This window comes from Mesorhizobium sp. EU05-FHT14A09, assembly GCF_058790995.1.
On sequence record NZ_JBYTDF010000001.1, the window covers coordinates 1,163,520 to 1,185,200 of the forward strand.

Consider the following 21,681-nt stretch of genomic DNA (forward strand, 5'->3'; position numbering starts at 1 on the left):
GATAGATGACTGCGCGGTGGTACATCGTTCACGCTTATTCGAACTTCGAGAAGAAGGTCGCTGAAGATATCGAGAACAAGGCCAGGCAGAAGGGCCTGTCGGAGCGTATCGAACAGATCGTGGTTCCGACCGAGAAGGTTGTCGAGGTTCGTCGCGGCAAGAAGGTCGACGCAGAGCGCAAGTTCTTCCCCGGCTACGTGCTGATGAAGGCGGACCTGAACGATGCGGTGATTTCGCTGGTGAAGAATACGCCGCGCGTTACCGGTTTCCTCGGTGAGGACAAGCATACGGCGAAGCCGATGTTCATCACCGAAAAGGAGGCCGAGCGCATCCTGCATCAGGTGCAGGAGGGCGTCGAGCGGCCGAAGCCGTCGGTCACTTTCGAGATCGGCGAGCAGGTGCGGGTTTCGGACGGGCCTTTCGCCTCGTTCAATGGTTTCGTCCAGGAAGTGGACGAGGAGCGTGCCCGTCTCAAGGTGGAAGTTTCGATCTTCGGGCGCGCCGTGCCTGTCGATCTCGAATTCGGTCAGGTCGAAAAGGGCTGATCGGTTTTCGTCCTCCTCCTACGGGAGGGCGGATTGGGTGGCGCTGTCGGCGTTGCCTTGAACGGGTGGGAGGTGAGGGCGGCTTAGCCGGCCGAACGAACCGGACCACCATACTGCAACCGCCGGTATCTTCCTCAAGTTAGGGGATCTGGCATGACTGAAGGCAGGAAAGAGTATGGCTAAGAAAATAGCGGGCCAGCTCAAGCTCCAGGTTGCCGCGGGTTCTGCGACTCCGTCGCCCCCGATCGGCCCGGCGCTTGGTCAGCGCGGCATCAACATCATGGAATTCTGCAAGGCGTTCAACGCGCAGACGCAGGAACTGGAGAAGGGTTCGCCCATCCCGGTCGTCATTACCTACTATCAGGACAAGTCGTTCACCTTCGTCATGAAGACGCCGCCGGTGAGCTATTTCCTGAAGAAGGCCGCCAACCTGAAGTCGGGCTCGAAGGAGCCGGGCAAGGTCAAGGCCGGCACGATCGCCCGCGACAAGGTGCGCGAGATCGCCGAGAAGAAGATGAAGGACCTGAACGCCAACGACGTGGAAGCAGCAATGCGCATGGTCGAAGGCTCTGCCCGTTCGATGGGCCTGGAAGTGGTGGGCTAAGACGATGGCAAAGATTGCAAAGCGTGTAGCCAAGACCCGCGAAGGCATCGACCCGAACAAGGCTTATGGCCTGGGCGAGGCACTGCAGATCCTCAAGGATCGCTCGAAGGTGAAGTTCGATGAGACCATCGAGATCGCCATGAACCTCGGCGTTGATCCACGTCATGCCGACCAGATGGTTCGCGGTGTGGTCAACCTGCCGAACGGAACTGGCAAGAACGTCCGCGTCGCCGTGTTCGCACGTGGCGACAAGGCTGAAGAGGCCAAGGCCGCTGGCGCCGATATCGTTGGTGCCGAGGATCTGGTCGACATCGTCCAGAAGGGCACGATCGATTTCGATCGCTGCATCGCCACTCCGGATATGATGCCGCTGGTCGGTCGTCTGGGTAAGGTGCTCGGCCCGCGTGGCATGATGCCGAACCCGAAGGTTGGTACCGTGACTGCCGACGTCGCCGCCGCTGTCAAGGCGTCGAAGGGTGGCGCGGTCGAGTTCCGCGTCGAGAAGGCTGGTATCATCCATGCCGGCATTGGCAAGGTTTCGTTCGACGTCAAGGCGCTGGAAGAAAACATCCGCGCGTTCGCCGATGCTGTCACCAAGGCCAAGCCGACGGGCGCCAAGGGCAACTACGTCAAGAAGGTGTCGGTCACCTCGACGATGGGGCCGGGCCTGAAGCTGGATGTCGCGACCCTCGTTGTCGCCTGACAAGTTTAATGTGGGCCAGCGCCTGAGGCGTTGGCCTGTCTGAAGAATTCCGATCCCCGCGCAAGTGGGGATCGGATGCCGGAAATCGAAAGAGATCCGGCATCCTGTCCGAGATTGCAGGCGGCCTAGTCCCGAAAGGGCGGACCTTAATTGAATGGCCTGCATGAGACGGGGTAGGACCCGACACCGGAGCTTCGGCTCCATGGAAGGTTCGAACCGTGTTTGCCTTTTGTCTGCGCACTGCGCCGGGGAAACCTGTCGGGTGTGGCGAAAGGGGGCAGGATCCTCGAGCGCCGTTCGGGAGATCTGGATTTCTGGATAGCCCGCCCGGCAAAAGGCAACCCGACTGCTGTTCCCGCAAATGGGAAAAGTGGTCAACTGGAGATAGGCAGTGGACAGAGCGGAAAAACGCGAACTCGTCACGGACCTGAACGACGCCTTCAAGGGCGCCGGCTCAGTGGTCGTGGCCCACTATGCCGGTATCACCGTCGCGCAGATGAACGATCTTCGTACGAAGATGCGTAATGCCGGCGGCACCGTCAAAGTCGCGAAGAACCGCCTCGCCAAGATCGCTCTTCAGGGCACGGAATCCGAAAGCATCATCGATCTGTTCAAGGGACAGACGCTGGTCGCCTATTCGGATGATCCGATTGCGGCGCCGAAGGTCGCCTCCGATTTCGCCAAGGGAAATGACAAGCTGGTCATTCTCGGCGGATCGATGGGGTCGACCTCGCTCAACGCCGATGGTGTGAAGGCTCTTGCCTCGCTGCCGTCGCTCGACGAGCTGCGTGCAAGGCTGGTTGGCATGATCGCCACTCCGGCAACCCGGATCGCCCAGATCGTCAATGCACCGGCGGCTTCGGTCGCTCGCGTCATTGGCGCCTATGCCCGGAAGGACGAGGCGGCGTGAGGCCGTTCCTCATCACAACAACACGTTCGAACCTTATGAAGGAATATCAAAATGGCTGATCTCGCAAAGATCGTTGACGACCTCTCGAGCCTGACCGTCCTCGAGGCGGCTGAACTCTCGAAGCTGCTGGAAGAGAAGTGGGGCGTTTCGGCTGCCGCTCCGGTGGCTGTTGCTGCTGCTGGCGGCGGTGCCGCTGCTGCTGCTCCGGTTGAAGAGAAGACCGAATTCGACGTCATTCTTGCTGCCGCTGGCGACAAGAAGATCGAAGTCATCAAGGAAGTGCGCGCCATCACCGGCCTGGGCCTCAAGGAAGCCAAGGACCTGGTCGAGGCCGCTCCGAAGCCGGTCAAGGAAGGCGTGGCCAAGGCCGACGCCGAGAAGATCAAGGCCCAGCTGGAAGCAGCCGGCGCCAAGGTCGAGCTGAAGTAATTCAGGGTTTCGGTGGACGGCACGTGCCGTCCACCGGTCCTGAAGGGACGTTCTGGAAACCTCTTTCCTGAAGGCCGAAATCCGGCTTTCAGGAAACGGGTTTTCAACCGTTCTGGCCCGGTGCCGGAAGGCGAAGGGTGCCCGTAAGGACTGCCACGCGGAGGCGGTCGAGAATTGCAAGGCAGGTCGAGGCGAATGCCTGCCCCAAGAGCTAGCCAAGGAGCGACGATGGCCCAGACGCAGACTTTCAATGGCCGCAGACGCGTACGCAAGTTCTTCGGAAAGATCCCGGAAGTTGCGGAGATGCCGAACCTGATCGAGGTTCAGAAGGCATCTTATGATCAGTTCCTGATGGTGGACGAGCCCAAGGGCGGACGTCCGGATGAGGGCCTGCAGGCTGTTTTCAAGTCGGTGTTCCCGATTTCCGACTTTTCCGGCTCTTCGATGCTGGAATTCGTCAAGTATGAGTTTGAGGCGCCGAAGTTCGACGTTGACGAATGCCGTCAGCGCGATCTGACCTATGCCGCGCCGCTCAAGGTGACGCTGCGCCTGATCGTGTTCGATATCGATGAGGATACCGGCTCGAAGTCCATCAAGGACATCAAGGAGCAGGACGTCTACATGGGCGACATGCCGCTCATGACCATGAACGGTACCTTCATCGTCAACGGCACCGAGCGTGTCATCGTCTCGCAGATGCACCGTTCGCCGGGCGTCTTCTTCGATCACGACAAGGGCAAGACGCACTCGTCGGGCAAACTTCTGTTTGCTGCGCGCGTCATCCCGTATCGTGGTTCGTGGCTCGACATCGAGTTCGACTCGAAGGACGTCGTGCACGCCCGCATCGATCGCCGTCGCAAGATCCCTGCGACATCGCTTTTGATGGCGCTCGGCATGGACAGCGAAGAGATCCTGTCGACCTTCTACAACAAGATCACCTATAAGCGGACTGGCGATCATTGGCGCATTCCGTTCAGTGTCGACCGTTTCCGTGGCCTGAAGGCCGTCAACGACCTGGTTGACGCTGACACGGGCGAGATCGTCGTTGAGCAGGGCAAGAAGATCACTGCCCGCCAGTCGCGTCAGCTGGCCGACAAGGGCCTGAAAGCGATCAAGGCGACGGATGAGGATTTGCTCGGCAATTACCTCGCCGAGGATATCGTCAACTACGCCACCGGCGAGATCTTCCTCGAGGCCGGCGACGAGATCGACGAAAAGACCCTCAAGGTCCTGCTCGGCACTGGCGAGAACGAGATTCAGATCCTTGACATCGATCACGTCAACGTCGGTGCCTACATCCGCAACACGCTGGCTGCCGACAAGAATGAAAGCCGCCAGGACGCGCTGTTCGACGTTTATCGTGTGATGCGCCCGGGTGAGCCGCCGACGCTTGAGACCGCTGAAGCCATGTTCAACTCGCTGTTCTTCGACAGCGAGCGCTACGACCTGTCCGCGGTCGGCCGCGTCAAGATGAACATGCGCCTTGAACTCGACGCCGAGGACACCGTGCGCGTGCTGCGCAAGGCCGATATCCTTGCCGTCGTCAAGACGCTGGTCGAGCTGCGTGACGGCAAGGGCGAGATCGACGACATCGACAATCTCGGCAACCGTCGTGTGCGCTCGGTCGGCGAGCTGATGGAAAACCAGTACCGCGTCGGTCTGCTGCGCATGGAGCGCGCGATCAAGGAACGTATGTCCTCGATCGAGATCGACACGGTCATGCCGCAGGACCTGATCAACGCCAAGCCTGCCGCTGCCGCGGTGCGCGAGTTCTTCGGTTCCTCGCAGCTGTCGCAGTTCATGGACCAGACCAACCCGCTCTCTGAGATCACGCACAAGCGTCGTCTCTCGGCGCTCGGACCTGGCGGTCTGACCCGCGAGCGCGCCGGCTTCGAAGTCCGCGACGTGCACCCGACGCATTACGGCCGTATCTGCCCGATTGAAACGCCGGAAGGCCCGAACATTGGTCTGATCAACTCGCTGGCCACCTTTGCCCGGGTCAACAAGTACGGCTTCATCGAGAGCCCGTACCGCAAGATCGTTGACGGCAAGCTGACTGACGAGGTCGTCTATCTGTCGGCCATGGAAGAGGCCAAGCACTATGTGGCCCAGGCTAACGCCGAGCTCGACAAGGAAGGCCGTTTCGTCGACGAATTCGTCATTTGCCGTAACGCCGGCGAAGTGATGATGGCGCCGCGCGAAAACGTCGACCTGATGGACGTGTCGCCGAAGCAGATGGTGTCGGTCGCTGCCGCGCTCATCCCGTTCCTCGAGAACGACGACGCCAACCGCGCGCTGATGGGTTCGAACATGCAGCGTCAGGCCGTGCCACTGGTACGTGCCGAAGCTCCGTTCGTTGGTACCGGTATGGAGCCGATCGTTGCCCGTGACTCCGGCGCTGCCATTGCGGCCCGCCGCACCGGCATCGTCGACCAGGTGGACGCGACCCGTATCGTTATCCGCGCTACCGAGGATCTCGATCCTGGCAAGTCCGGCGTCGACATCTACCGGCTGATGAAGTTCCAGCGCTCGAACCAGTCAACCTGCATCAACCAGCGTCCGCTGGTGAAGGTAGGCGACCGGATCGAGAGGGGCGACATCATCGCTGACGGTCCTTCGACCGATCTCGGCGATCTGGCGCTCGGCCGCAACGTGCTCGTCGCGTTCATGCCGTGGAACGGCTACAACTACGAGGACTCCATCCTCCTGTCCGAACGCATCGTCGCCGATGACGTCTTCACCTCGATCCACATCGAGGAGTTCGAGGTCATGGCGCGCGATACGAAGCTTGGGCCTGAGGAAATCACCCGCGACATTCCGAACGTTTCGGAAGAAGCGCTGAAGAACCTCGACGAAGCCGGCATCGTATACATCGGTGCGGAAGTGCAGCCGGGCGATATCCTGGTCGGCAAGATCACGCCGAAGGGTGAAAGCCCGATGACGCCGGAAGAGAAGCTTCTGCGCGCCATCTTCGGTGAAAAGGCGTCCGACGTCCGCGACACCTCCATGCGCATGCCGCCCGGAACCTTCGGCACCGTCGTCGAAGTGCGCGTCTTCAACCGCCACGGCGTGGAGAAGGACGAGCGCGCTATGGCGATCGAGCGCGAGGAAATCGAGCGCCTGGCCAAGGACCGCGACGACGAACAGGCGATCCTGGATCGCAACGTCTACGCCCGTCTGTCCGATGTGCTCATCGGCAAGGAGGCTATCGCCGGGCCGAAGGGCTTCAAGAAGGGCTCGACGCTGGCCAAGGATACGCTGGACGACTATCCGCGTTCGCAGTGGTGGCAGTTCGCCGTGGAGAACGAGAAGCTCCAGAGCGAGCTGGAAGCCCTGCGCGGCCAGTACGACGATTCCAAGAAGGCTCTCGAGCAGCGCTTCATGGACAAGGTCGAGAAGGTGCAGCGCGGCGACGAGATGCCTCCGGGCGTCATGAAGATGGTCAAGGTCTTCGTGGCCGTGAAGCGCAAGATGCAGCCGGGCGATAAGATGGCCGGCCGTCACGGCAACAAGGGCGTGGTCTCGCGCATCGTTCCGGTCGAGGACATGCCGTTCCTCGAGGACGGCACGCATGCCGATATCGTGCTCAATCCGCTGGGCGTGCCTTCGCGCATGAATGTCGGCCAGATCCTGGAAACGCATCTGGGCTGGGCTTGTGCTGGCATGGGCAGGAAGATCGGCGAGCTGATCGAAGCCTATAAGGGCGGTGGCGATATCAAGCCGCTGCGCCAGACGATCGAGCAGATCATCCCGGCCAACGACCGCAACGAGCCGGTCCGCGAGTATGACGACGAGTCCATCGTTCGCCTCGGCGAGCAGATGAAGCGCGGCGTCTCCATCGCGACCCCGGTGTTCGACGGTGCGCATGAGGTCAACATCAACGAGATGCTGGAGCAGGCTGGCCTGCACACTTCCGGTCAGTCTCAGTTGTATGATGGCCGCACGGGTGAGCCGTTCGACCGCAAGGTGACCATGGGCTACATCTACATGCTCAAGCTTCACCATCTGGTCGACGACAAGATCCACGCCCGTTCGATCGGCCCGTACTCGCTCGTTACCCAGCAGCCGCTGGGCGGCAAGGCGCAGTTCGGCGGTCAGCGCTTCGGCGAAATGGAGGTCTGGGCTCTGGAAGCCTACGGCGCCGCCTACACGTTGCAGGAAATGCTGACCGTGAAGTCGGACGACGTGGCCGGCCGTACCAAGGTCTACGAAGCGATCGTCCGTGGCGACGACACCTTCGAAGCGGGCATTCCCGAGAGCTTCAACGTTCTCGTCAAGGAAATGCGTTCGCTGGGCCTCAACGTCGAGCTCGAGAACACCAAGGTCGAGAACGCTCAGCAGAACCTGCCGGACGCGGCCGAATAAGACGCCAATGGCGGGCGCGGATTTGTCCGCGCCCGCCAAGATGTCTAACCAAGAATGAGATTTTCCGGCTCAGGCCGGGTTTCGCGAGCGGTGGCTCGCAGTCACATGCAAAGGGGTTTTCGAGGACCCCGAAAAGGAGAATGGCATGAACCAAGAGGTCATGAATCTCTTCAATCCGCAGGCGCCTGCGCAGGTGTTCGATTCCATTCGCATCTCGCTGGCGTCGCCTGACAAGATTCTGTCCTGGTCGTTCGGTGAGATCAAGAAGCCGGAAACGATCAACTACCGCACGTTCAAGCCCGAGCGTGACGGCCTGTTCTGCGCGCGCATCTTTGGTCCGATCAAGGACTATGAGTGCCTGTGCGGCAAGTACAAGCGCATGAAGTACAAGGGCGTCATCTGCGAAAAGTGCGGCGTCGAAGTCACGCTGTCGCGTGTTCGCCGCGAGCGCATGGGCCACATCGAGCTCGCCGCTCCGGTCGCTCACATCTGGTTCCTGAAGTCGCTTCCGTCGCGCATCGGCACGCTGCTCGACATGACGCTGAAGGATATCGAGCGCGTCCTCTACTTCGAAAACTACATCGTCACCGAGCCGGGCCTCACCGCGCTGAAGGAGCACCAGCTGCTCAGCGAAGAAGAGTACATGCTGGCCGTTGACGAGTACGGCGAAGATTCCTTCACCGCCATGATCGGAGCCGAGGCGATCCATGACCTGCTCGCGGGCATGGAGCTGGAGAAGATCGCAGGCGACCTGCGTTCGGAACTCGCTTCCACCACGTCGGAACTGAAGCAGAAGAAGCTCTTGAAGCGCCTCAAGGTGGTCGAGAACTTCATGGAATCCGGCAACCGTCCGGAATGGATGATCATGAAGGTCGTCCCGGTCATCCCGCCGGACCTGCGCCCGCTGGTTCCGCTGGACGGCGGCCGTTTCGCGACGTCCGATCTGAACGATCTCTATCGCCGCGTCATCAACCGTAACAACCGCCTGAAGCGCCTCATCGAGCTGCGTGCGCCTGGCATCATCGTGCGTAATGAAAAGCGCATGCTGCAGGAAGCCGTTGACGCGCTGTTCGATAACGGCCGCCGCGGCCGCGTCATCACGGGTGCCAACAAGCGTCCGCTGAAGTCGCTGTCCGACATGCTGAAGGGCAAGCAGGGCCGCTTCCGCCAGAACCTGCTCGGCAAGCGCGTCGACTATTCCGGCCGTTCCGTCATCGTGACCGGTCCGGAGCTGAAGCTTCATCAGTGCGGCCTGCCGAAGAAGATGGCGCTGGAGCTGTTCAAGCCGTTCATCTACGCCCGCCTCGACGCCAAGGGTTATTCCTCGACCGTCAAGCAGGCGAAGAAGCTGGTCGAGAAGGAGCGTCCGGAAGTCTGGGATATCCTGGATGAGGTCATCCGCGAGCATCCGGTGCTGCTCAACCGCGCACCGACGCTTCACCGCCTCGGCATCCAGGCATTCGAGCCCACCCTGATCGAAGGCAAGGCGATCCAGCTGCATCCGCTGGTCTGCACGGCTTTCAACGCCGACTTCGACGGTGACCAGATGGCGGTCCACGTGCCGCTGTCGCTGGAAGCGCAGCTCGAAGCCCGCGTGCTGATGATGTCGACCAACAACATCCTGCACCCGGCCTCCGGCGCGCCGATCATCGTGCCGTCGCAGGACATGGTTCTGGGCCTCTACTATCTCTCGATCGTCAACCAGAACGAGCCGGGAGAAGGCATGGCATTCGCCGACATGGGCGAGCTGCAGCATGCGCTGGAGACCAAGGCCGTCACCCTGCACGCAAAGATCAAGGGCCGCTTCCGGACCGTTGATGCGGAAGGTAACGTCGTGTCGAAGATCTACGACACCACGCCCGGCCGCATGATCCTCGGCGAACTGCTGCCCAAGAACGTCAACGTGCCGTTCGAGACCGCCAACCAGGAGATGACCAAGAAGAACATCTCCAAGATGATCGACACCGTCTACCGCCATTGCGGTCAGAAAGAGACGGTCATCTTCTGCGATCGCATCATGGCTCTCGGCTTCGCTCATGCGTGCCGCGCCGGCATTTCGTTCGGCAAGGACGACATGCTGATCCCGGACACCAAGGAGAAGCTGGTTGCCGAGACCGAGGCTTTGGCCAAGGAATACGAGCAGCAGTACAATGACGGCCTGATCACCCAGGGCGAGAAGTACAACAAGGTCGTCGACGCCTGGGCCAAGTGCTCGGAAAAGGTCGCCGACGAAATGATGGGCCGCATCAAGGCAGTCGAGTTCGACCCGAGCGGCCGCCAGAAGCCGATGAACTCGATCTACATGATGTCGCATTCGGGTGCGCGTGGTTCGCCCACCCAGATGCGTCAGCTCGCCGGTATGCGCGGCCTGATGGCCAAGCCGTCGGGTGAGATCATCGAGACGCCGATCATCTCGAACTTCAAGGAAGGCCTGACCGTTCTGGAGTACTTCAACTCCACGCACGGCGCTCGCAAGGGTCTGGCCGACACCGCTCTGAAGACCGCGAACTCGGGTTACCTGACCCGTCGTCTGGTCGACGTGGCGCAGGACTGTATCGTCAACTCCGTGGATTGCGGCACCGACAAGGGCCTCACCATGCAGCCGATCGTCGATGCCGGTCAGGTCGTTGCTTCCATCGGCCAGCGCGTGCTGGGCCGTACGGCACTCGACGACATCAACCATCCGGTTACCGGCGATCTGCTGGTCAAGGCTGGTACGATGATGGACGAGCGCGATGTCGAGCAGATCGAGAAGGCTGGCGTACAGTCGGTTCGCATCCGTTCGGCGCTGACCTGCGAGGTCCGTATCGGCGTCTGCGCGGTCTGCTACGGTCGCGATCTTGCGCGCGGTACTCCGGTCAACCAGGGCGAAGCAGTCGGCGTCATCGCGGCGCAGTCGATCGGCGAGCCGGGCACGCAGCTTACCATGCGTACCTTCCACATGGGCGGTACCGCCCAGGTGGTCGACTCCTCCTATCTCGAGGCGTCGTACGAGGGCACCGTGTCGGTTCGCAACCGCGCCGTGGTCCGCAACTCCGATGGCAACCTCGTGGTGATGGGCCGCAACATGGCGATCCTGATCCTCGACGAAGCCGGGAAGGAGCGCGCCACGCACCGCGTCACCTACGGTTCGCGTATCTACGTGGACGACGGCGACAAGGTGAAGCGCGGCCAGCGTATCGCCGAGTGGGATCCATACACCCGTCCGATCCTCACCGAAATCGAGGGTCGCGTGGCGTTCGAAGATCTGGTCGACGGCATTTCCGTTCAGGAAACCGCCGACGAGTCGACGGGCATCACCAAGCGCGAGGTCATCGATTGGCGGTCCACGCCGCGCGGTTCTGACCTCAAGCCGGCGATCGTCGTCCAGGACGCCAAGGGCAAGGTCGGCAAGCTGTCGAAGGGCGGCGATGCGCGCTTCCTGCTCTCGGTCGAGGCGATCCTCTCGGTCGAACCGGGTTCCACGGTCAAGCCGGGCGACGTGCTCGCTCGTATCCCGATGGAAAGCGCCAAGACCAAGGACATCACCGGTGGTCTGCCGCGCGTGGCCGAACTGTTCGAGGCTCGTCGTCCGAAGGATCACGCCATCATCGCCGAGATCGATGGTACCGTCCGCTTCGGTCGCGACTACAAGAACAAGCGCCGCATCATCATCGAGCCGCATGACTCGACGCTGGAGCCGGTCGAATACCTGATCCCGAAGGGCAAGCCGTTCCATCTCCAGGACGGTGACGTCATCGAGAAGGGCGACTACATCCTCGACGGCAATCCGGCGCCGCACGACATCCTGGCGATCAAGGGTGTGGAAGCTCTGGCTTCCTACCTCGTCAACGAAATCCAGGAAGTCTACCGGCTGCAGGGCGTGACGATCAACGACAAGCACATCGAGGTGATTGTCCGTCAGATGCTGCAGAAGGTGGAAATCACCGAGCAGGGCGACTCGACCTACATCCCGGGCGACCATGTCGACGTGATCGAACTGGACGAGATCAACGAGCGCCTGATCGAGGAAGGCAAGAAGCCTGCGGCCGGCCAGCCGGTGCTGCTAGGCATCACCAAGGCCTCGCTGCAGACGCCGTCCTTCATCTCGGCCGCCTCCTTCCAGGAGACGACCCGCGTGCTGACGGAAGCTGCCGTTGCCGGCAAGACCGACATGCTGCAGGGCCTGAAGGAAAACGTCATCGTCGGCCGTCTGATCCCAGCCGGCACGGGTGGCCAGATGAGCCAGATCCGTCGCATCGCGACGCATCGCGACGAGCTCATCCTCGACGAGCGTCGCAAGACGTCCGGCGTCGAAGTGGCCGAGCCGATGCTGACCGAGATGGTCACTGCCGCGCAGTAAGCGGTTGCATGAGTGAACGGAAAAGGGGCCTTTTGGCCCCTTTTTCTTTTGGCGGTTACGGTCAATGAGGAGCATGATCGGCTTCGGTCGGATACGCGGCGCTAGCCTGATCCATTGCGAGGTCGCCATGAAATACGTCGTGTTTGCAGCCGCTTTCGCACTCGCCACCACAGCCCAGGCCGTGGCCGACGATTGGAAGCCTTACGGAAACGCCCGTTACAACTACTGGATCGATGTCCCTGCGGGTTTCTCGACCATCGAGGAATCTGCCAATGGCGATGGCGGCACAGCACAGTCGATCGACGGGAGTGCCAGGCTTGCCGTCTGGGGTGCCTATCCTGGCGATGGCGGTTTCGTGCAGGACGTGAAATGGCGTATCGGCCAGGACGAAGCCGAGGGTTGGTCGGTCGGCTACCAGCGACGAAAATCCGATTGGGCGGTATGGTCGGGTTCGAAAGGAGAGCGCATCTATTACGAACGCGCGATTCCGGTTTGCAGTGATGCGGTCGCGTACTTCCGCCTCGAATACGACAAGGCGAGAGCGAAGGCGTTCGATCCGGTCGTCGCGCGTCTGACGAAGTCGTTGCGCAGCGGCCAGTGCTGAAACAACGCAAGAAACGGAATGCGGTGCGGGATTGCACTGAATAGCCTTGGTGACAGATCGGCCGTTCCTGTCTTTCGGGATACGGAACGCCCCACGCCAAGGAGGTCTCTATGAACGCCAGTGCCCAGATCAGTCTATCCGCGGAGCAGCGTGTCAGCGTCTATGATTGGGGTGCGCTTGGCTCCGATCTCGATGCCTACGGCTGCGCCGTTATCGACAAGCTGCTTTCGCCCCAGGAATGCTCGGATATCGCCGCGCTTTACCAGCATGAAGCGCATTTCCGCAGCCATATCGTGATGGCCCGTCATGGTTTCGGCAAAGGCGAGTACCGCTATTTCAAATACCCGCTGCCGGATCTGATCGGCAGCCTGCGCACCGCGCTTTACCCGCGTCTGGCCTCTGTAGCCAATGCGTGGAATGTACGTATGGGGGTCGACCAGCGTTATCCCGTCGAACATCGCGACTATCTCGACCTTTGCCATGACGCCGGGCAGCAACGGCCAACGCCGCTTCTGCTCCAGTACAAGGTGGGCGATTTCAACTGTCTGCACCAGGATCTCTATGGGGATATGGCATTCCCGATCCAGGTGGCGGTCCTGCTCTCCGAACCGGGGCGCGATTTTACCGGTGGCGAATTCGTGCTGACCGAGCAGCGTCCTCGTATGCAGAGCCGCGCCGAGGTGGTGCCATTGCGTCAGGGAGACGCCGTCGCTTTTGCCGTTCATAACCGGCCGGTGCAAGGCACAAAGGGCAACTATCGCGTCAACCTGCGCCATGGCGTGAGCAGGATACGCTCGGGACATCGCCATACCGTCGGCATCATCTTCCACGATGCACGCTAAAGGGGCGCGCCTTTTTCTGTGGGGTGCGGAACACTCCTGACAGAAAAGAACGGACGACATGGCTAATCTCGATCGTCGTTAGCTGGTCATACATCGGTGAAGCCCGGAGGACGCGATGACACAGAAAAGCGGGGAACGGACGGAGCTGATCTCCGGGACGGTAGCGACACCGATCGGTCCGATCGTGGTGATCGAGGACGAGGCTCAAGCGCTTTTCATGGTCGAGTTCGCCGATTGTGATCATCGCATGGATCGGTGGCTCCGGCACCGGCTTGCCTCTGGCCGCTATCGGTTGCGGGCAGGGACGCTCTCGTCGCGAGCACGAGAGACCTTCGCTGCCTATTTCGACGGCGAGGTCGGCAGCCTTCGCAGTCTTTCGGTCAGGTTGGACGGGACATCGTTCCAGAACGATATATGGACGAGCCTGCGTGAAGTCGTGCCGGGTGAAACGCTGGCCTACGGTGCTTTCGCCGAGAGGTTGGGCCGGCCGAACGCTGCTCGTGCCGTCGGCCACGCCAATGGCTCAAATCCGCTGTCGATCGTTGTGCCGTGTCATCGCCTGGTCGGCGCCAACGGTGCGCTCACGAATTACGGTGGCGGGCTGGAGCGCAAGCGCTGGCTGCTCGATCACGAGGCGTGCCATGTCACCCTGAAACAATGACATCGCACGGTATCTGGGCGCTGCGTTCGTAACGGGGCGGCAGTTTGACATCCCTTGCTGCTGCTCCATACTCGACCGGGGATGAAGGGCGGGTCCGAAGTTTGATCCTCTGTCGGCATGGCAGACGGATCAGCGCGAAACGAGGATGCAGTGTCCCGTTCGACCAGATGGTCACGGCGCCGCAAACGAGGAGGGACCGATGACCGACGCAACCTTCAAATCAGGCCACGCCGACGCGGCGGAGCCCAGTCTCCATCGTGTCATGGGCCCATGGCTGCTGCTCTTGTTTATTGTCGGCGATATCCTGGGCACCGGCATCTACGCCTTGACCGGGCAGGTCGCCAAGCAGGTCGGGGGCGTCGTTTGGCTGCCATTCCTGGTTGCCTTCGTCGTCGCGGTCATCACCGCCTTCAGTTACCTGGAACTGGTCACGAAATACCCACGTGCGGCAGGAGCCGCGCTCTACACGCACAAGGCCTTCGGCATCCATTTCGTCACCTTCATCGTGGCCTTCGCGGTGATGTGTTCAGGCATCACATCGGCTTCGACGGCTTCGCGCGCTTTCGCAGTCAACTTCTCCTCTGCTTTCGGCCTCGGACTCGAGGAGGGCACCGGAGTGATCCTGCTCGGCCTTGCCTTCATGGCCATCGTCGCGGCGGTGAATTTCCGCGGCGTCGGCGAGAGCGTGAAGCTGAACGTGGTTCTGACCTGTGTCGAACTCACCGGCCTGCTCATTGTCATCGCCATCGGTTTCTGGGCGATCGGCATGGGGCAGGGCGATGTCTCGCGCGTCACCGAGTTCCACACCCCAGAAGGTGTCAGCCCGTTCTGGCCGGTCATCGCTGCCACCACGCTTGCCTTCTTCGCCATGGTGGGTTTCGAAGATTCGGTGAACATGGCTGAGGAAACCAAGGAACCGACCAAGATATTTCCGAAAATCCTGCTTGCCGGCCTGCTGATCACCGGCGTGATCTATGTGCTGGTCTCGGTCTCCGCGGTCACGCTCGTGGAACCGGCGGAACTCGGCGAAGGCGAGGCGCCCTTGCTGAAGGTTGTGTCGACCGGCGCACCGGGCTTCCCTATCTGGATTTTCGCCTTCATCACCATGTTCGCCGTGGCGAACTCCGCGCTCATCAACATGCTGATGGCCAGCCGTCTGGTCTATGGCATGAGCCGTGAGCATGTTCTGCCGCCGATGCTTGGCAAGGTTCATGCGAGCCGCAAGACACCGTATATCGCCATTATCTTCACGACTCTGCTCGCCTTCGGCCTGATCACCTTCGTCGGCTCGGTGCCGCAACTTGGTGGCACGACGGCGTTGCTGCTGCTTTGCGTGTTCACCGTCGTCAACATCGCGGTGCTGGTGCTGCGCAAGGACAAGGTCGACCATGACCACTTCACGGCGCCGACCATCCTGCCGGTGATCGGCGCCATCGCCTGTGGGTTCCTGACGGGACCTTGGACCGGCCGCAATCCCGACCAGTACAAGATCGCCGGTGTACTCCTGGCGATTGGCGTCGTGCTGTGGATGGTTACGGTTTTCATCAATCGTGCAACCGGCGTTAAGCCGGAAGCGCCGACGGTCGGTGAGGGTGGTATGCCCGGTCCCGTGAATTAGGCAGCCGATAGAGACAACGAAAAACGGCGGGTGTTTGCGCCCGCCGTTTCTTGTGTGCCCACCTTCCCGCCATGTCAGTCGAAGAAGGCCTCGACGACATTGCGCTTGCCGAGCATGAAGGCATCAGCCACGTGCTGCAGCGGCGCGAGATCAACATCGGAGCTTTGGCCGCGCACCAGTTCTGCGAAGCGACGGTAGAGGGTCGGATATTCTGTATCCGGTCCTTCCTGTATCACCTTGCCGTCAACGCTGAGTTTCGCGCCGCCGCTGGACAGCACCATTGAACCCTTGTCCGTTTCGGCCAGGATGTCCCAGCTCTGGGGGCCTGTCTGGCGCCAGTCGAAGTCGACGGCAACCGGGATGCCGCTGTCGGTGCGGAAGCTGACTTGCGCTGCTATCGGTGCGCCGCGGTTTTCGGGAAAATCGAGTGTCGCAGCGGTGATGAACATCGGCGGCAGGATATGGGTCGCGATCGACAAGGCGTTGATACCGGGATCGAACACACCGAAACCACCAGGCTGCCAGATCCAGTCCTGATTCGGGTGCCAGCGGCGTACGTCTTCTTTCCAGTTGATGGCAGCCGCCTTGATCCGCGCCGATGCGAGAAAAGCGCGTGCGGCTTCTACTGCCGGCGCAAAGCGTGAGTGCCAGGAGGCAAACAGCGTCACGCCTTTTTCTGCCGCGAGCGTTTTCAACTGCTCGACCTCGCTCACTGTAGCGCCGGGTGGCTTTTCCAGGAAGACATGCTTGCCGGCGAGAATCGCCGCACGCGCCGCGTCATGCCGAAACTGCGGCGGCATGCACAACGACACCGCATCGATATCGGGCACGCCCTGCAGGAGCGTTTCAATATCGCGGAAGTTGGCGATGCCATCGACCGTTCCATGCGGGCTGGCGGCGGCGACGAGCCGGAAATCCCCGTCCTTGGCAAGTGCCGGCAGATGCTGGTCGCGGGCGATCTTGCCGACACCGACAATGGCAATATTGATGGGGCGTGCAGCGGTCATCGCCAGCTTTCTTCCAGTTTGAGTTCGAACGGGCCGCCGGCCAGGAAATTCTCGAACGTTGGCTCGAAGGGTAACGGGTCGATGGCGTTCGCCTGCAGCCATTCGTCTGAGTAGTAAGTGTTGGCGTAGCGTTCGCCGGAATCGCAGATCAGCGTCACCACCGAGCCGCTTTCCCCTGAGGCGATCATGCCTGCGGCATGAAAACACATCGCCGCGAAGTTGGTCCCGGTCGAGCCGCCGACTCGGCGGCCAAGCCGGCGCGACAGCACACGCTTGGCCGCGATTGAAACCGAGTCCGGTATGCGCAGCATATGGTCGATGACGCCGGGCACGAAGGATGGTTCGACGCGTGGACGACCGATGCCTTCAATGCGGGAGGGGCGCTCGCTGGAGCAGTCCGGATCCTGTTTCGTGTAGCCTTCGAAGAAAGCGGAATGTTCGACATCGGCGACGGACAGCCTCGTCGCGTGGCGTTTGTAGCGGATGTAGCGGCCAATGGTCGCCGAGGTGCCGCCGGTGCCGGCGCCCATCACCACCCACGAGGGAATCGCGAAGCGTTCCGCGCGCATCTGGTGGAAAATGGATTCGGCGATGTTGTTGTTGCCGCGCCAGTCCGTCGCGCGCTCGGCATGGGTGAACTGGTCCATGAAATAGCCGCCCAGCCGCGCGGCGAGTTCTGCGGATTCGGCATAGATGCGGCGGCCATCGTCGATGAAATGGCAATTGCCGCCATAGTGCTCGATAGCAGCGATCTTTTCGCGGGAAGTCGAACGCGGCATCACCGCATAGAAGGGCGAACCGATCATGCGTGCGAAATAGGCTTCCGAAACGGCGGTGGACCCGGATGATGCTTCCACCACCGCGGTGCCCTCGCGGATGAGGCCGTTGCACAAGGCGTAGAGAAAGAGCGAACGCGCCAGCCGGTGTTTCAGGCTTCCTGTCGGATGCGTGGATTCGTCTTTCAGATAAAGGTCTATGCCTGGGAGAGCGGGAACATCCAGCTTCCACAGATGGGTATCAGCCGAGCGGTGCTGGTCGGCTTCGATGGCGGCCACCGCATGATCCGCCCAGTCCCGTGAAGTTGCCGCTCGGCCCGGATTCCCTGCCACGATCATTCCCTGTCAGATCGGCTCGTCGAAGGTCACGATCGAGACTTCACCCTCGAGCGCGCCCTGATAGGCCGAAATGTGTGGTTCTTCGTCGGGTTCTTCCTGCATCTCGCCGATCTGGTCGAGCTCGGCCTCGGCGTAACCTTCCGCAGCGAGTGATTCCAGGGCGCGGCGTACGGCGGAATCATCGTCGGGCGCCATCAGCATCACGTGGACCCCCTCCGGCTTGCCGTTCTTCTTTTTCCAGACCCGACCGGTGATGATCATGACCGGGCGGGGCTCGTCATTGTCGTTCAGTGGGTCCTGCAAAGAGTGATTCCTTCATATCGGGCGTCCAAAGGGACATTTTGCCCCTTTTTGCATGAAGGCGCTCCGGGCAACAGCCGCCACCTGGTCACTTTCTTCCTCACATATGCAAAAAGGCGCAACAATATTACATGCATCGCACGCATGGCAGCCAAGCCCTGGCGCAAGTTGAAATTCTGGGGCTTCGGGCTTGACGGTTAGCGATGTTGCGAGTAGAAGCCGCGACGTCTGAACCGATGTGAGGTCAGCTTTTCCGAGGCGTCGCGCCTTGGAGTTTGCCTCAAACAGGGTTCGTTTTACGAGCGAATGACATTTCCGTCACGCATGAAGCGGCAACGCTTCCTCTGCTTTTTGTTCGGGCAAGACCGCAAACGCGCGGTTTCGGCCCGAATTTGCGTATGGAAATCCGCTTGAAACGGCCCATTTCGGGTTTGCGACACGAGATTGAGAACTAGAAGGAAGGTTTAATGCCTACCGTAAACCAGCTGATCCGCAAGCCGCGCCAGGTGCCGGCAACGCGAAACAAGGTCCCTGCCATGCAGCAGAACCCGCAGAAGCGGGGCGTCTGCACACGCGTTTACACGACCACGCCGAAGAAGCCGAACTCGGCTCTGCGCAAGGTGGCCAAGATTCGTCTGACCAACGGTTTCGAAGTGATCGGCTACATCCCGGGTGAAGGCCATAACCTTCAGGAGCACTCGGTTGTCATGATCCGTGGCGGCCGCGTGAAGGACCTTCCGGGTGTGCGCTATCACGTTATCCGTGGCGTGCTCGACACCCAGGGCGTCAAGAACCGCAAGCAGCGCCGTTCGAAGTACGGCGCCAAGCGTCCGAAGTAAGGTTTTCCGGCTTCGGCGCTTTTTATTTGTGCGCCAAGCCTGCGAGATTGAGAGACAAGAACCATGTCCCGTCGTCACAGTGCAGAAAAGCGTGAGATCAATCCGGATCCGAAGTTCGGCGATCTGGTGATCACCAAGTTCATGAATGCCGTCATGTATGACGGCAAGAAGTCGGTTGCCGAGACGATCGTCTATGGTGCGCTCGATCAGGTCCAGACGAAGACCAAGCAGGAGCCGGTGGCTGTGTTCCATCAGGCGCTCGACAATGTCGCTCCGCACGTTGAAGTGCGTTCGCGTCGCGTTGGCGGTGCGACCTACCAGGTTCCGGTCGATGTTCGTCCGGAGCGTCGTCAGGCTCTCGCCATTCGTTGGCTGATCACGGCTGCGCGCAACCGCAACGAGACCACCATGGTCGACCGCCTCTCCGGCGAGCTGTTGGACGCGGCTAACAACCGCGGCACCGCCGTGAAGAAGCGTGAAGACACCCACAAGATGGCGGAAGCCAACCGCGCATTCGCGCACTACCGCTGGTAAGCGCGAACGAGACTTGAGAGGCACCTCCCATGGCCCGCGAATATAAAATCGAAGACTACCGCAATTTCGGTATCATGGCGCACATCGACGCCGGCAAGACGACGACGACCGAGCGCGTCCTGTATTACACGGGCAAGTCGCACAAGATCGGCGAAGTCCATGACGGCGCTGCCACCATGGACTGGATGGAGCAGGAGCAGGAACGCGGCATCACCATCACGTCCGCCGCGACCACGACCTTCTGGCAGGGTCGTGACGGCAAGATGCGCCGCTTCAACATCATCGACACTCCCGGCCACGTTGACTTCACCATCGAAGTCGAGCGTTCGCTGCGCGTGCTGGACGGCGCCATCGCGCTGCTCGACGCCAATGCCGGTGTCGAGCCGCAGACCGAGACCGTATGGCGCCAGGCAGACAAGTATCATGTTCCGCGCATGATCTTCTGCAACAAGATGGACAAGATCGGTGCCGATTTCTACCGCTCGGTGGAGATGATCGGTTCGCGCCTCGGTGCGCAGGCCGTTGTGATGCAGCTGCCGATCGGTGCTGAATCCGAGTTCAAGGGCGTTGTCGATCTGATCGAGATGAACGCGCTGGTCTGGCGTGATGAATCGCTGGGCGCTGCCTGGGATATCGTCGAGATCCCGGCCGACCTTAAGGCGAAGGCTGAGGAATACCGCGAGAAGCTCATCGAAGCCGCCGTTGAAATGGACGACGACGCGATGAATGCTTATCTCGAAGGCAATCTCCCGTCGAACGACCAGCTGCGCGCGCTGATCCGCAAGGGCACCATCGCGGTCAAGTTCTACCCGATGTTCTGTGGTTCGGCCTTCAAGAACAAGGGTGTGCAGCCTTTGCTCGACGCCGTTGTCGAATATCTGCCGTCGCCGATCGACGTGCCGGCAATCAAGGGCGTCGACGCCAAGACCGATGCCGAGATCGAGCGTCATGCGGACGACAACGAGCCGCTGTCCATGCTGGCTTTCAAGATCATGAACGATCCGTTCGTCGGCTCGCTCACCTTCGCCCGCATTTACTCGGGCAAGCTCACCAAGGGTGCTTCGCTCGATAACACCGTGAAGGGCAAGAAAGAGCGCATCGGCCGCATGCTGCAGATGCACGCGAATTCCCGTGCGGATATCGAAGAGGCTTTCGCTGGCGACATCGTCGCTTTGGCCGGTCTCAAGGAAACCACCACCGGCGACACGCTGTGCGACCCGCTGCATCCGGTCATCCTGGAGCGCATGGAGTTCCCGGATCCGGTTATCCAGATCGCCATCGAGCCAAAGACCAAGGGCGACCAGGAAAAGATGGGCCTCGCGCTGCATCGCCTGGCTGCCGAAGATCCGTCCTTCCGCGTCAAGACCGACGAGGAATCGGGCCAGACCATCATCGCCGGTATGGGCGAACTTCACCTCGACATCATCGTCGACCGTATGCGTCGCGAGTTCAAGGTCGAGGCGAATGTCGGCGCTCCGCAGGTGGCTTATCGTGAGACGATCACCCGTACCCACGAGCAGGACTACACCCACAAGAAGCAGACCGGCGGTACCGGCCAGTTCGCCCGCGTCAAGCTGGTGTTCGAGCCGAATCCGGAAGGCGAAGACTACGTGTTCGAGTCCAAGATCGTCGGCGGTTCGGTTCCGAAGGAATACATCCCGGGTGTCGAAAAGGGCATCGGTTCGGTGATGTCGTCCGGCCCGTTCGCTGGCTTCCCGATGATCGGCGTGAAGGCGACGCTGATCGACGGCGCCTTCCACGACGTCGACTCCTCGGTTCTGGCCTTCGAAATCGCTTCGCGTGCCGCTTTCAGGGAAGCCGCCCCGAAGCTCGGTGTCCAGCTGCTCGAGCCGATCATGAAGGTCGAGGTTGTTACGCCGGAAGACTACGTCGGCAACGTCATCGGCGATCTGAACAGCCGTCGCGGCCAGATTCAGGGTCAGGAGACCCGTGGTGTTGCGGTCGTCGTCAATGCGATGGTTCCGCTGGCGAACATGTTCAAATACGTCGACTCGCTGCGTTCGATGTCGCAGGGCCGCGCCCAGTACACGATGCAGTTCGACCACTACGAGCCGGTTCCGACCGCGGTCGCTCAGGAAGTTCAGAAAAAATACGCGTAATTCCGAGGAATTGCGTCAGTAACCAGGTTTAACGCCTTCGGGCATGCAGGAAATGGAGACCTCACATGGCAAAAGGTAAATTCGAGCGTACGAAGCCTCATGTGAACATTGGCACGATTGGTCACGTTGACCATGGCAAGACG

17 protein-coding genes and 1 pseudogene are annotated in these 21,681 nt (G+C 60.9%); 15 read left to right on the forward strand and 3 right to left on the reverse strand.

Annotation, left to right across the window (positions count from 1 at the left end):
- Positions 1 to 5: 5 nt before the first annotated feature.
- The 11 genes from nusG (at position 6) to AC3WTO_RS05505 (ending at position 15,623) form a co-directional block, all read left to right on the forward strand.
- The gene (gene nusG, locus AC3WTO_RS05455; RefSeq protein ID WP_492459650.1) at positions 6 to 545 is read left to right on the forward strand and encodes a transcription termination/antitermination protein NusG; all 540 of its coding nucleotides are present in this window, start codon (positions 6 to 8) and stop codon (positions 543 to 545) included.
- A gap of 175 nt (positions 546 to 720) precedes the next feature.
- Positions 721 to 1,149, forward strand: coding sequence for a 50S ribosomal protein L11 (gene rplK / locus AC3WTO_RS05460; RefSeq protein WP_101934581.1), 429 nt, complete (start codon positions 721 to 723; stop codon positions 1,147 to 1,149).
- A gap of 4 nt (positions 1,150 to 1,153) precedes the next feature.
- The gene (gene rplA, locus AC3WTO_RS05465) at positions 1,154 to 1,852 is read left to right on the forward strand and encodes a 50S ribosomal protein L1 (protein ID WP_492459651.1); all 699 of its coding nucleotides are present in this window, start codon (positions 1,154 to 1,156) and stop codon (positions 1,850 to 1,852) included.
- 391 nt (positions 1,853 to 2,243) lie between these two features.
- Positions 2,244 to 2,762, forward strand: coding sequence for a 50S ribosomal protein L10 (rplJ, locus tag AC3WTO_RS05470; protein ID WP_492459652.1), 519 nt, complete (start codon positions 2,244 to 2,246; stop codon positions 2,760 to 2,762).
- Positions 2,763 to 2,813: 51 nt separating this feature from the next.
- Positions 2,814 to 3,191 carry a 50S ribosomal protein L7/L12 gene (gene rplL / locus AC3WTO_RS05475; RefSeq protein WP_101934578.1) on the forward strand — a complete coding sequence of 126 codons (378 nt, stop codon included), beginning with the start codon at positions 2,814 to 2,816 and terminating at the stop codon, positions 3,189 to 3,191.
- 228 nt (positions 3,192 to 3,419) lie between these two features.
- Positions 3,420 to 7,556, forward strand: coding sequence for a DNA-directed RNA polymerase subunit beta (rpoB, locus tag AC3WTO_RS05480; protein WP_492459653.1), 4,137 nt, complete (start codon positions 3,420 to 3,422; stop codon positions 7,554 to 7,556).
- 145 nt (positions 7,557 to 7,701) lie between these two features.
- Complete coding sequence (rpoC, locus tag AC3WTO_RS05485) at positions 7,702 to 11,898, forward strand: DNA-directed RNA polymerase subunit beta' (RefSeq protein ID WP_492459654.1); 4,197 nt, start codon at positions 7,702 to 7,704, stop codon at positions 11,896 to 11,898.
- Positions 11,899 to 12,025: 127 nt separating this feature from the next.
- Complete coding sequence (locus tag AC3WTO_RS05490; protein ID WP_492558402.1) at positions 12,026 to 12,502, forward strand: hypothetical protein; 477 nt, start codon at positions 12,026 to 12,028, stop codon at positions 12,500 to 12,502.
- Positions 12,503 to 12,612: 110 nt separating this feature from the next.
- A complete protein-coding gene (locus tag AC3WTO_RS05495; RefSeq protein WP_492459656.1) occupies positions 12,613 to 13,344 on the forward strand; it encodes a 2OG-Fe(II) oxygenase in 732 nt (243 codons plus the stop codon).
- A gap of 115 nt (positions 13,345 to 13,459) precedes the next feature.
- Entirely contained in the window at positions 13,460 to 14,005 is a 546-nt protein-coding gene (locus tag AC3WTO_RS05500; protein WP_492459658.1) for a methylated-DNA--[protein]-cysteine S-methyltransferase, read from the forward strand.
- A gap of 199 nt (positions 14,006 to 14,204) precedes the next feature.
- Positions 14,205 to 15,623 (forward strand): APC family permease, encoded by a 1,419-nt coding sequence (locus tag AC3WTO_RS05505; RefSeq protein WP_492459659.1) that lies wholly within the window; start codon positions 14,205 to 14,207, stop codon positions 15,621 to 15,623.
- A 74-nt stretch (positions 15,624 to 15,697) separates the two neighbouring features.
- On the opposite strand, the gene AC3WTO_RS05510 is transcribed toward AC3WTO_RS05505, so the two are convergent.
- The 3 genes from AC3WTO_RS05510 to AC3WTO_RS05520 are packed head-to-tail and all read right to left on the reverse strand — an operon-like array spanning position 15,698 to position 18,036.
- Positions 15,698 to 16,630: a Gfo/Idh/MocA family protein gene (locus AC3WTO_RS05510; RefSeq protein ID WP_492459660.1), complete on the reverse strand. Its 933-nt coding sequence runs from the start codon at positions 16,628 to 16,630 to the stop codon at positions 15,698 to 15,700.
- Entirely contained in the window at positions 16,627 to 17,745 is a 1,119-nt protein-coding gene (locus AC3WTO_RS05515; protein WP_492459661.1) for a PLP-dependent cysteine synthase family protein, read from the reverse strand. The genes AC3WTO_RS05510 and AC3WTO_RS05515 overlap by 4 nt, the downstream gene beginning before the upstream one ends.
- A 6-nt stretch (positions 17,746 to 17,751) precedes the next feature.
- A complete protein-coding gene (locus AC3WTO_RS05520; RefSeq protein WP_492460044.1) occupies positions 17,752 to 18,036 on the reverse strand; it encodes a transcriptional regulator in 285 nt (94 codons plus the stop codon).
- 476 nt (positions 18,037 to 18,512) lie between these two features.
- Here AC3WTO_RS05520 and rpsL point away from each other — a divergent pair, with 476 nt between their 5' ends.
- From rpsL to AC3WTO_RS05540, 4 genes and pseudogenes are all read left to right on the forward strand, one after another.
- Entirely contained in the window at positions 18,513 to 18,884 is a 372-nt protein-coding gene (gene rpsL / locus AC3WTO_RS05525; RefSeq protein ID WP_024927095.1) for a 30S ribosomal protein S12, read from the forward strand.
- Between the two features lie 63 nt (positions 18,885 to 18,947).
- On the forward strand, positions 18,948 to 19,418 hold the full coding sequence (rpsG, locus tag AC3WTO_RS05530) for a 30S ribosomal protein S7 (RefSeq protein WP_492459662.1): 471 nt from the start codon (positions 18,948 to 18,950) through the stop codon (positions 19,416 to 19,418).
- A 29-nt stretch (positions 19,419 to 19,447) separates the two neighbouring features.
- Complete coding sequence (gene fusA, locus AC3WTO_RS05535) at positions 19,448 to 21,538, forward strand: elongation factor G (protein WP_492459663.1); 2,091 nt, start codon at positions 19,448 to 19,450, stop codon at positions 21,536 to 21,538.
- A gap of 65 nt (positions 21,539 to 21,603) precedes the next feature.
- Positions 21,604 to 21,681 (forward strand): annotated as a pseudogene (locus AC3WTO_RS05540) (GTP-binding protein); the annotation flags it as partial.

What these genes read in the sequence shown, in the direction of transcription:
- nusG (WP_492459650.1), top strand. Translation starts at nt 6, where the DNA reads ATGACTGCGCGGTGGTACATCGTTCACGCTTATTCGAACTTCGAGAAG.
- rplK (WP_101934581.1), top strand. Translation starts at nt 721, where the DNA reads ATGGCTAAGAAAATAGCGGGCCAGCTCAAGCTCCAGGTTGCCGCGGGT.
- rplA (WP_492459651.1), top strand. Translation starts at nt 1,154, where the DNA reads ATGGCAAAGATTGCAAAGCGTGTAGCCAAGACCCGCGAAGGCATCGAC.
- rplL (WP_101934578.1), top strand. Translation starts at nt 2,814, where the DNA reads ATGGCTGATCTCGCAAAGATCGTTGACGACCTCTCGAGCCTGACCGTC.
- rpoB (WP_492459653.1), top strand. Translation starts at nt 3,420, where the DNA reads ATGGCCCAGACGCAGACTTTCAATGGCCGCAGACGCGTACGCAAGTTC.
- rpoC (WP_492459654.1), top strand. Translation starts at nt 7,702, where the DNA reads ATGAACCAAGAGGTCATGAATCTCTTCAATCCGCAGGCGCCTGCGCAG.
- AC3WTO_RS05490 (WP_492558402.1), top strand. Translation starts at nt 12,026, where the DNA reads ATGAAATACGTCGTGTTTGCAGCCGCTTTCGCACTCGCCACCACAGCC.
- AC3WTO_RS05495 (WP_492459656.1), top strand. Translation starts at nt 12,613, where the DNA reads ATGAACGCCAGTGCCCAGATCAGTCTATCCGCGGAGCAGCGTGTCAGC.
- AC3WTO_RS05500 (WP_492459658.1), top strand. Translation starts at nt 13,460, where the DNA reads ATGACACAGAAAAGCGGGGAACGGACGGAGCTGATCTCCGGGACGGTA.
- AC3WTO_RS05505 (WP_492459659.1), top strand. Translation starts at nt 14,205, where the DNA reads ATGACCGACGCAACCTTCAAATCAGGCCACGCCGACGCGGCGGAGCCC.
- AC3WTO_RS05510 (WP_492459660.1), bottom strand. Translation starts at nt 16,630, where the DNA reads ATGACCGCTGCACGCCCCATCAATATTGCCATTGTCGGTGTCGGCAAG.
- AC3WTO_RS05515 (WP_492459661.1), bottom strand. Translation starts at nt 17,745, where the DNA reads ATGATCGTGGCAGGGAATCCGGGCCGAGCGGCAACTTCACGGGACTGG.
- rpsL (WP_024927095.1), top strand. Translation starts at nt 18,513, where the DNA reads ATGCCTACCGTAAACCAGCTGATCCGCAAGCCGCGCCAGGTGCCGGCA.
- rpsG (WP_492459662.1), top strand. Translation starts at nt 18,948, where the DNA reads ATGTCCCGTCGTCACAGTGCAGAAAAGCGTGAGATCAATCCGGATCCG.
- fusA (WP_492459663.1), top strand. Translation starts at nt 19,448, where the DNA reads ATGGCCCGCGAATATAAAATCGAAGACTACCGCAATTTCGGTATCATG.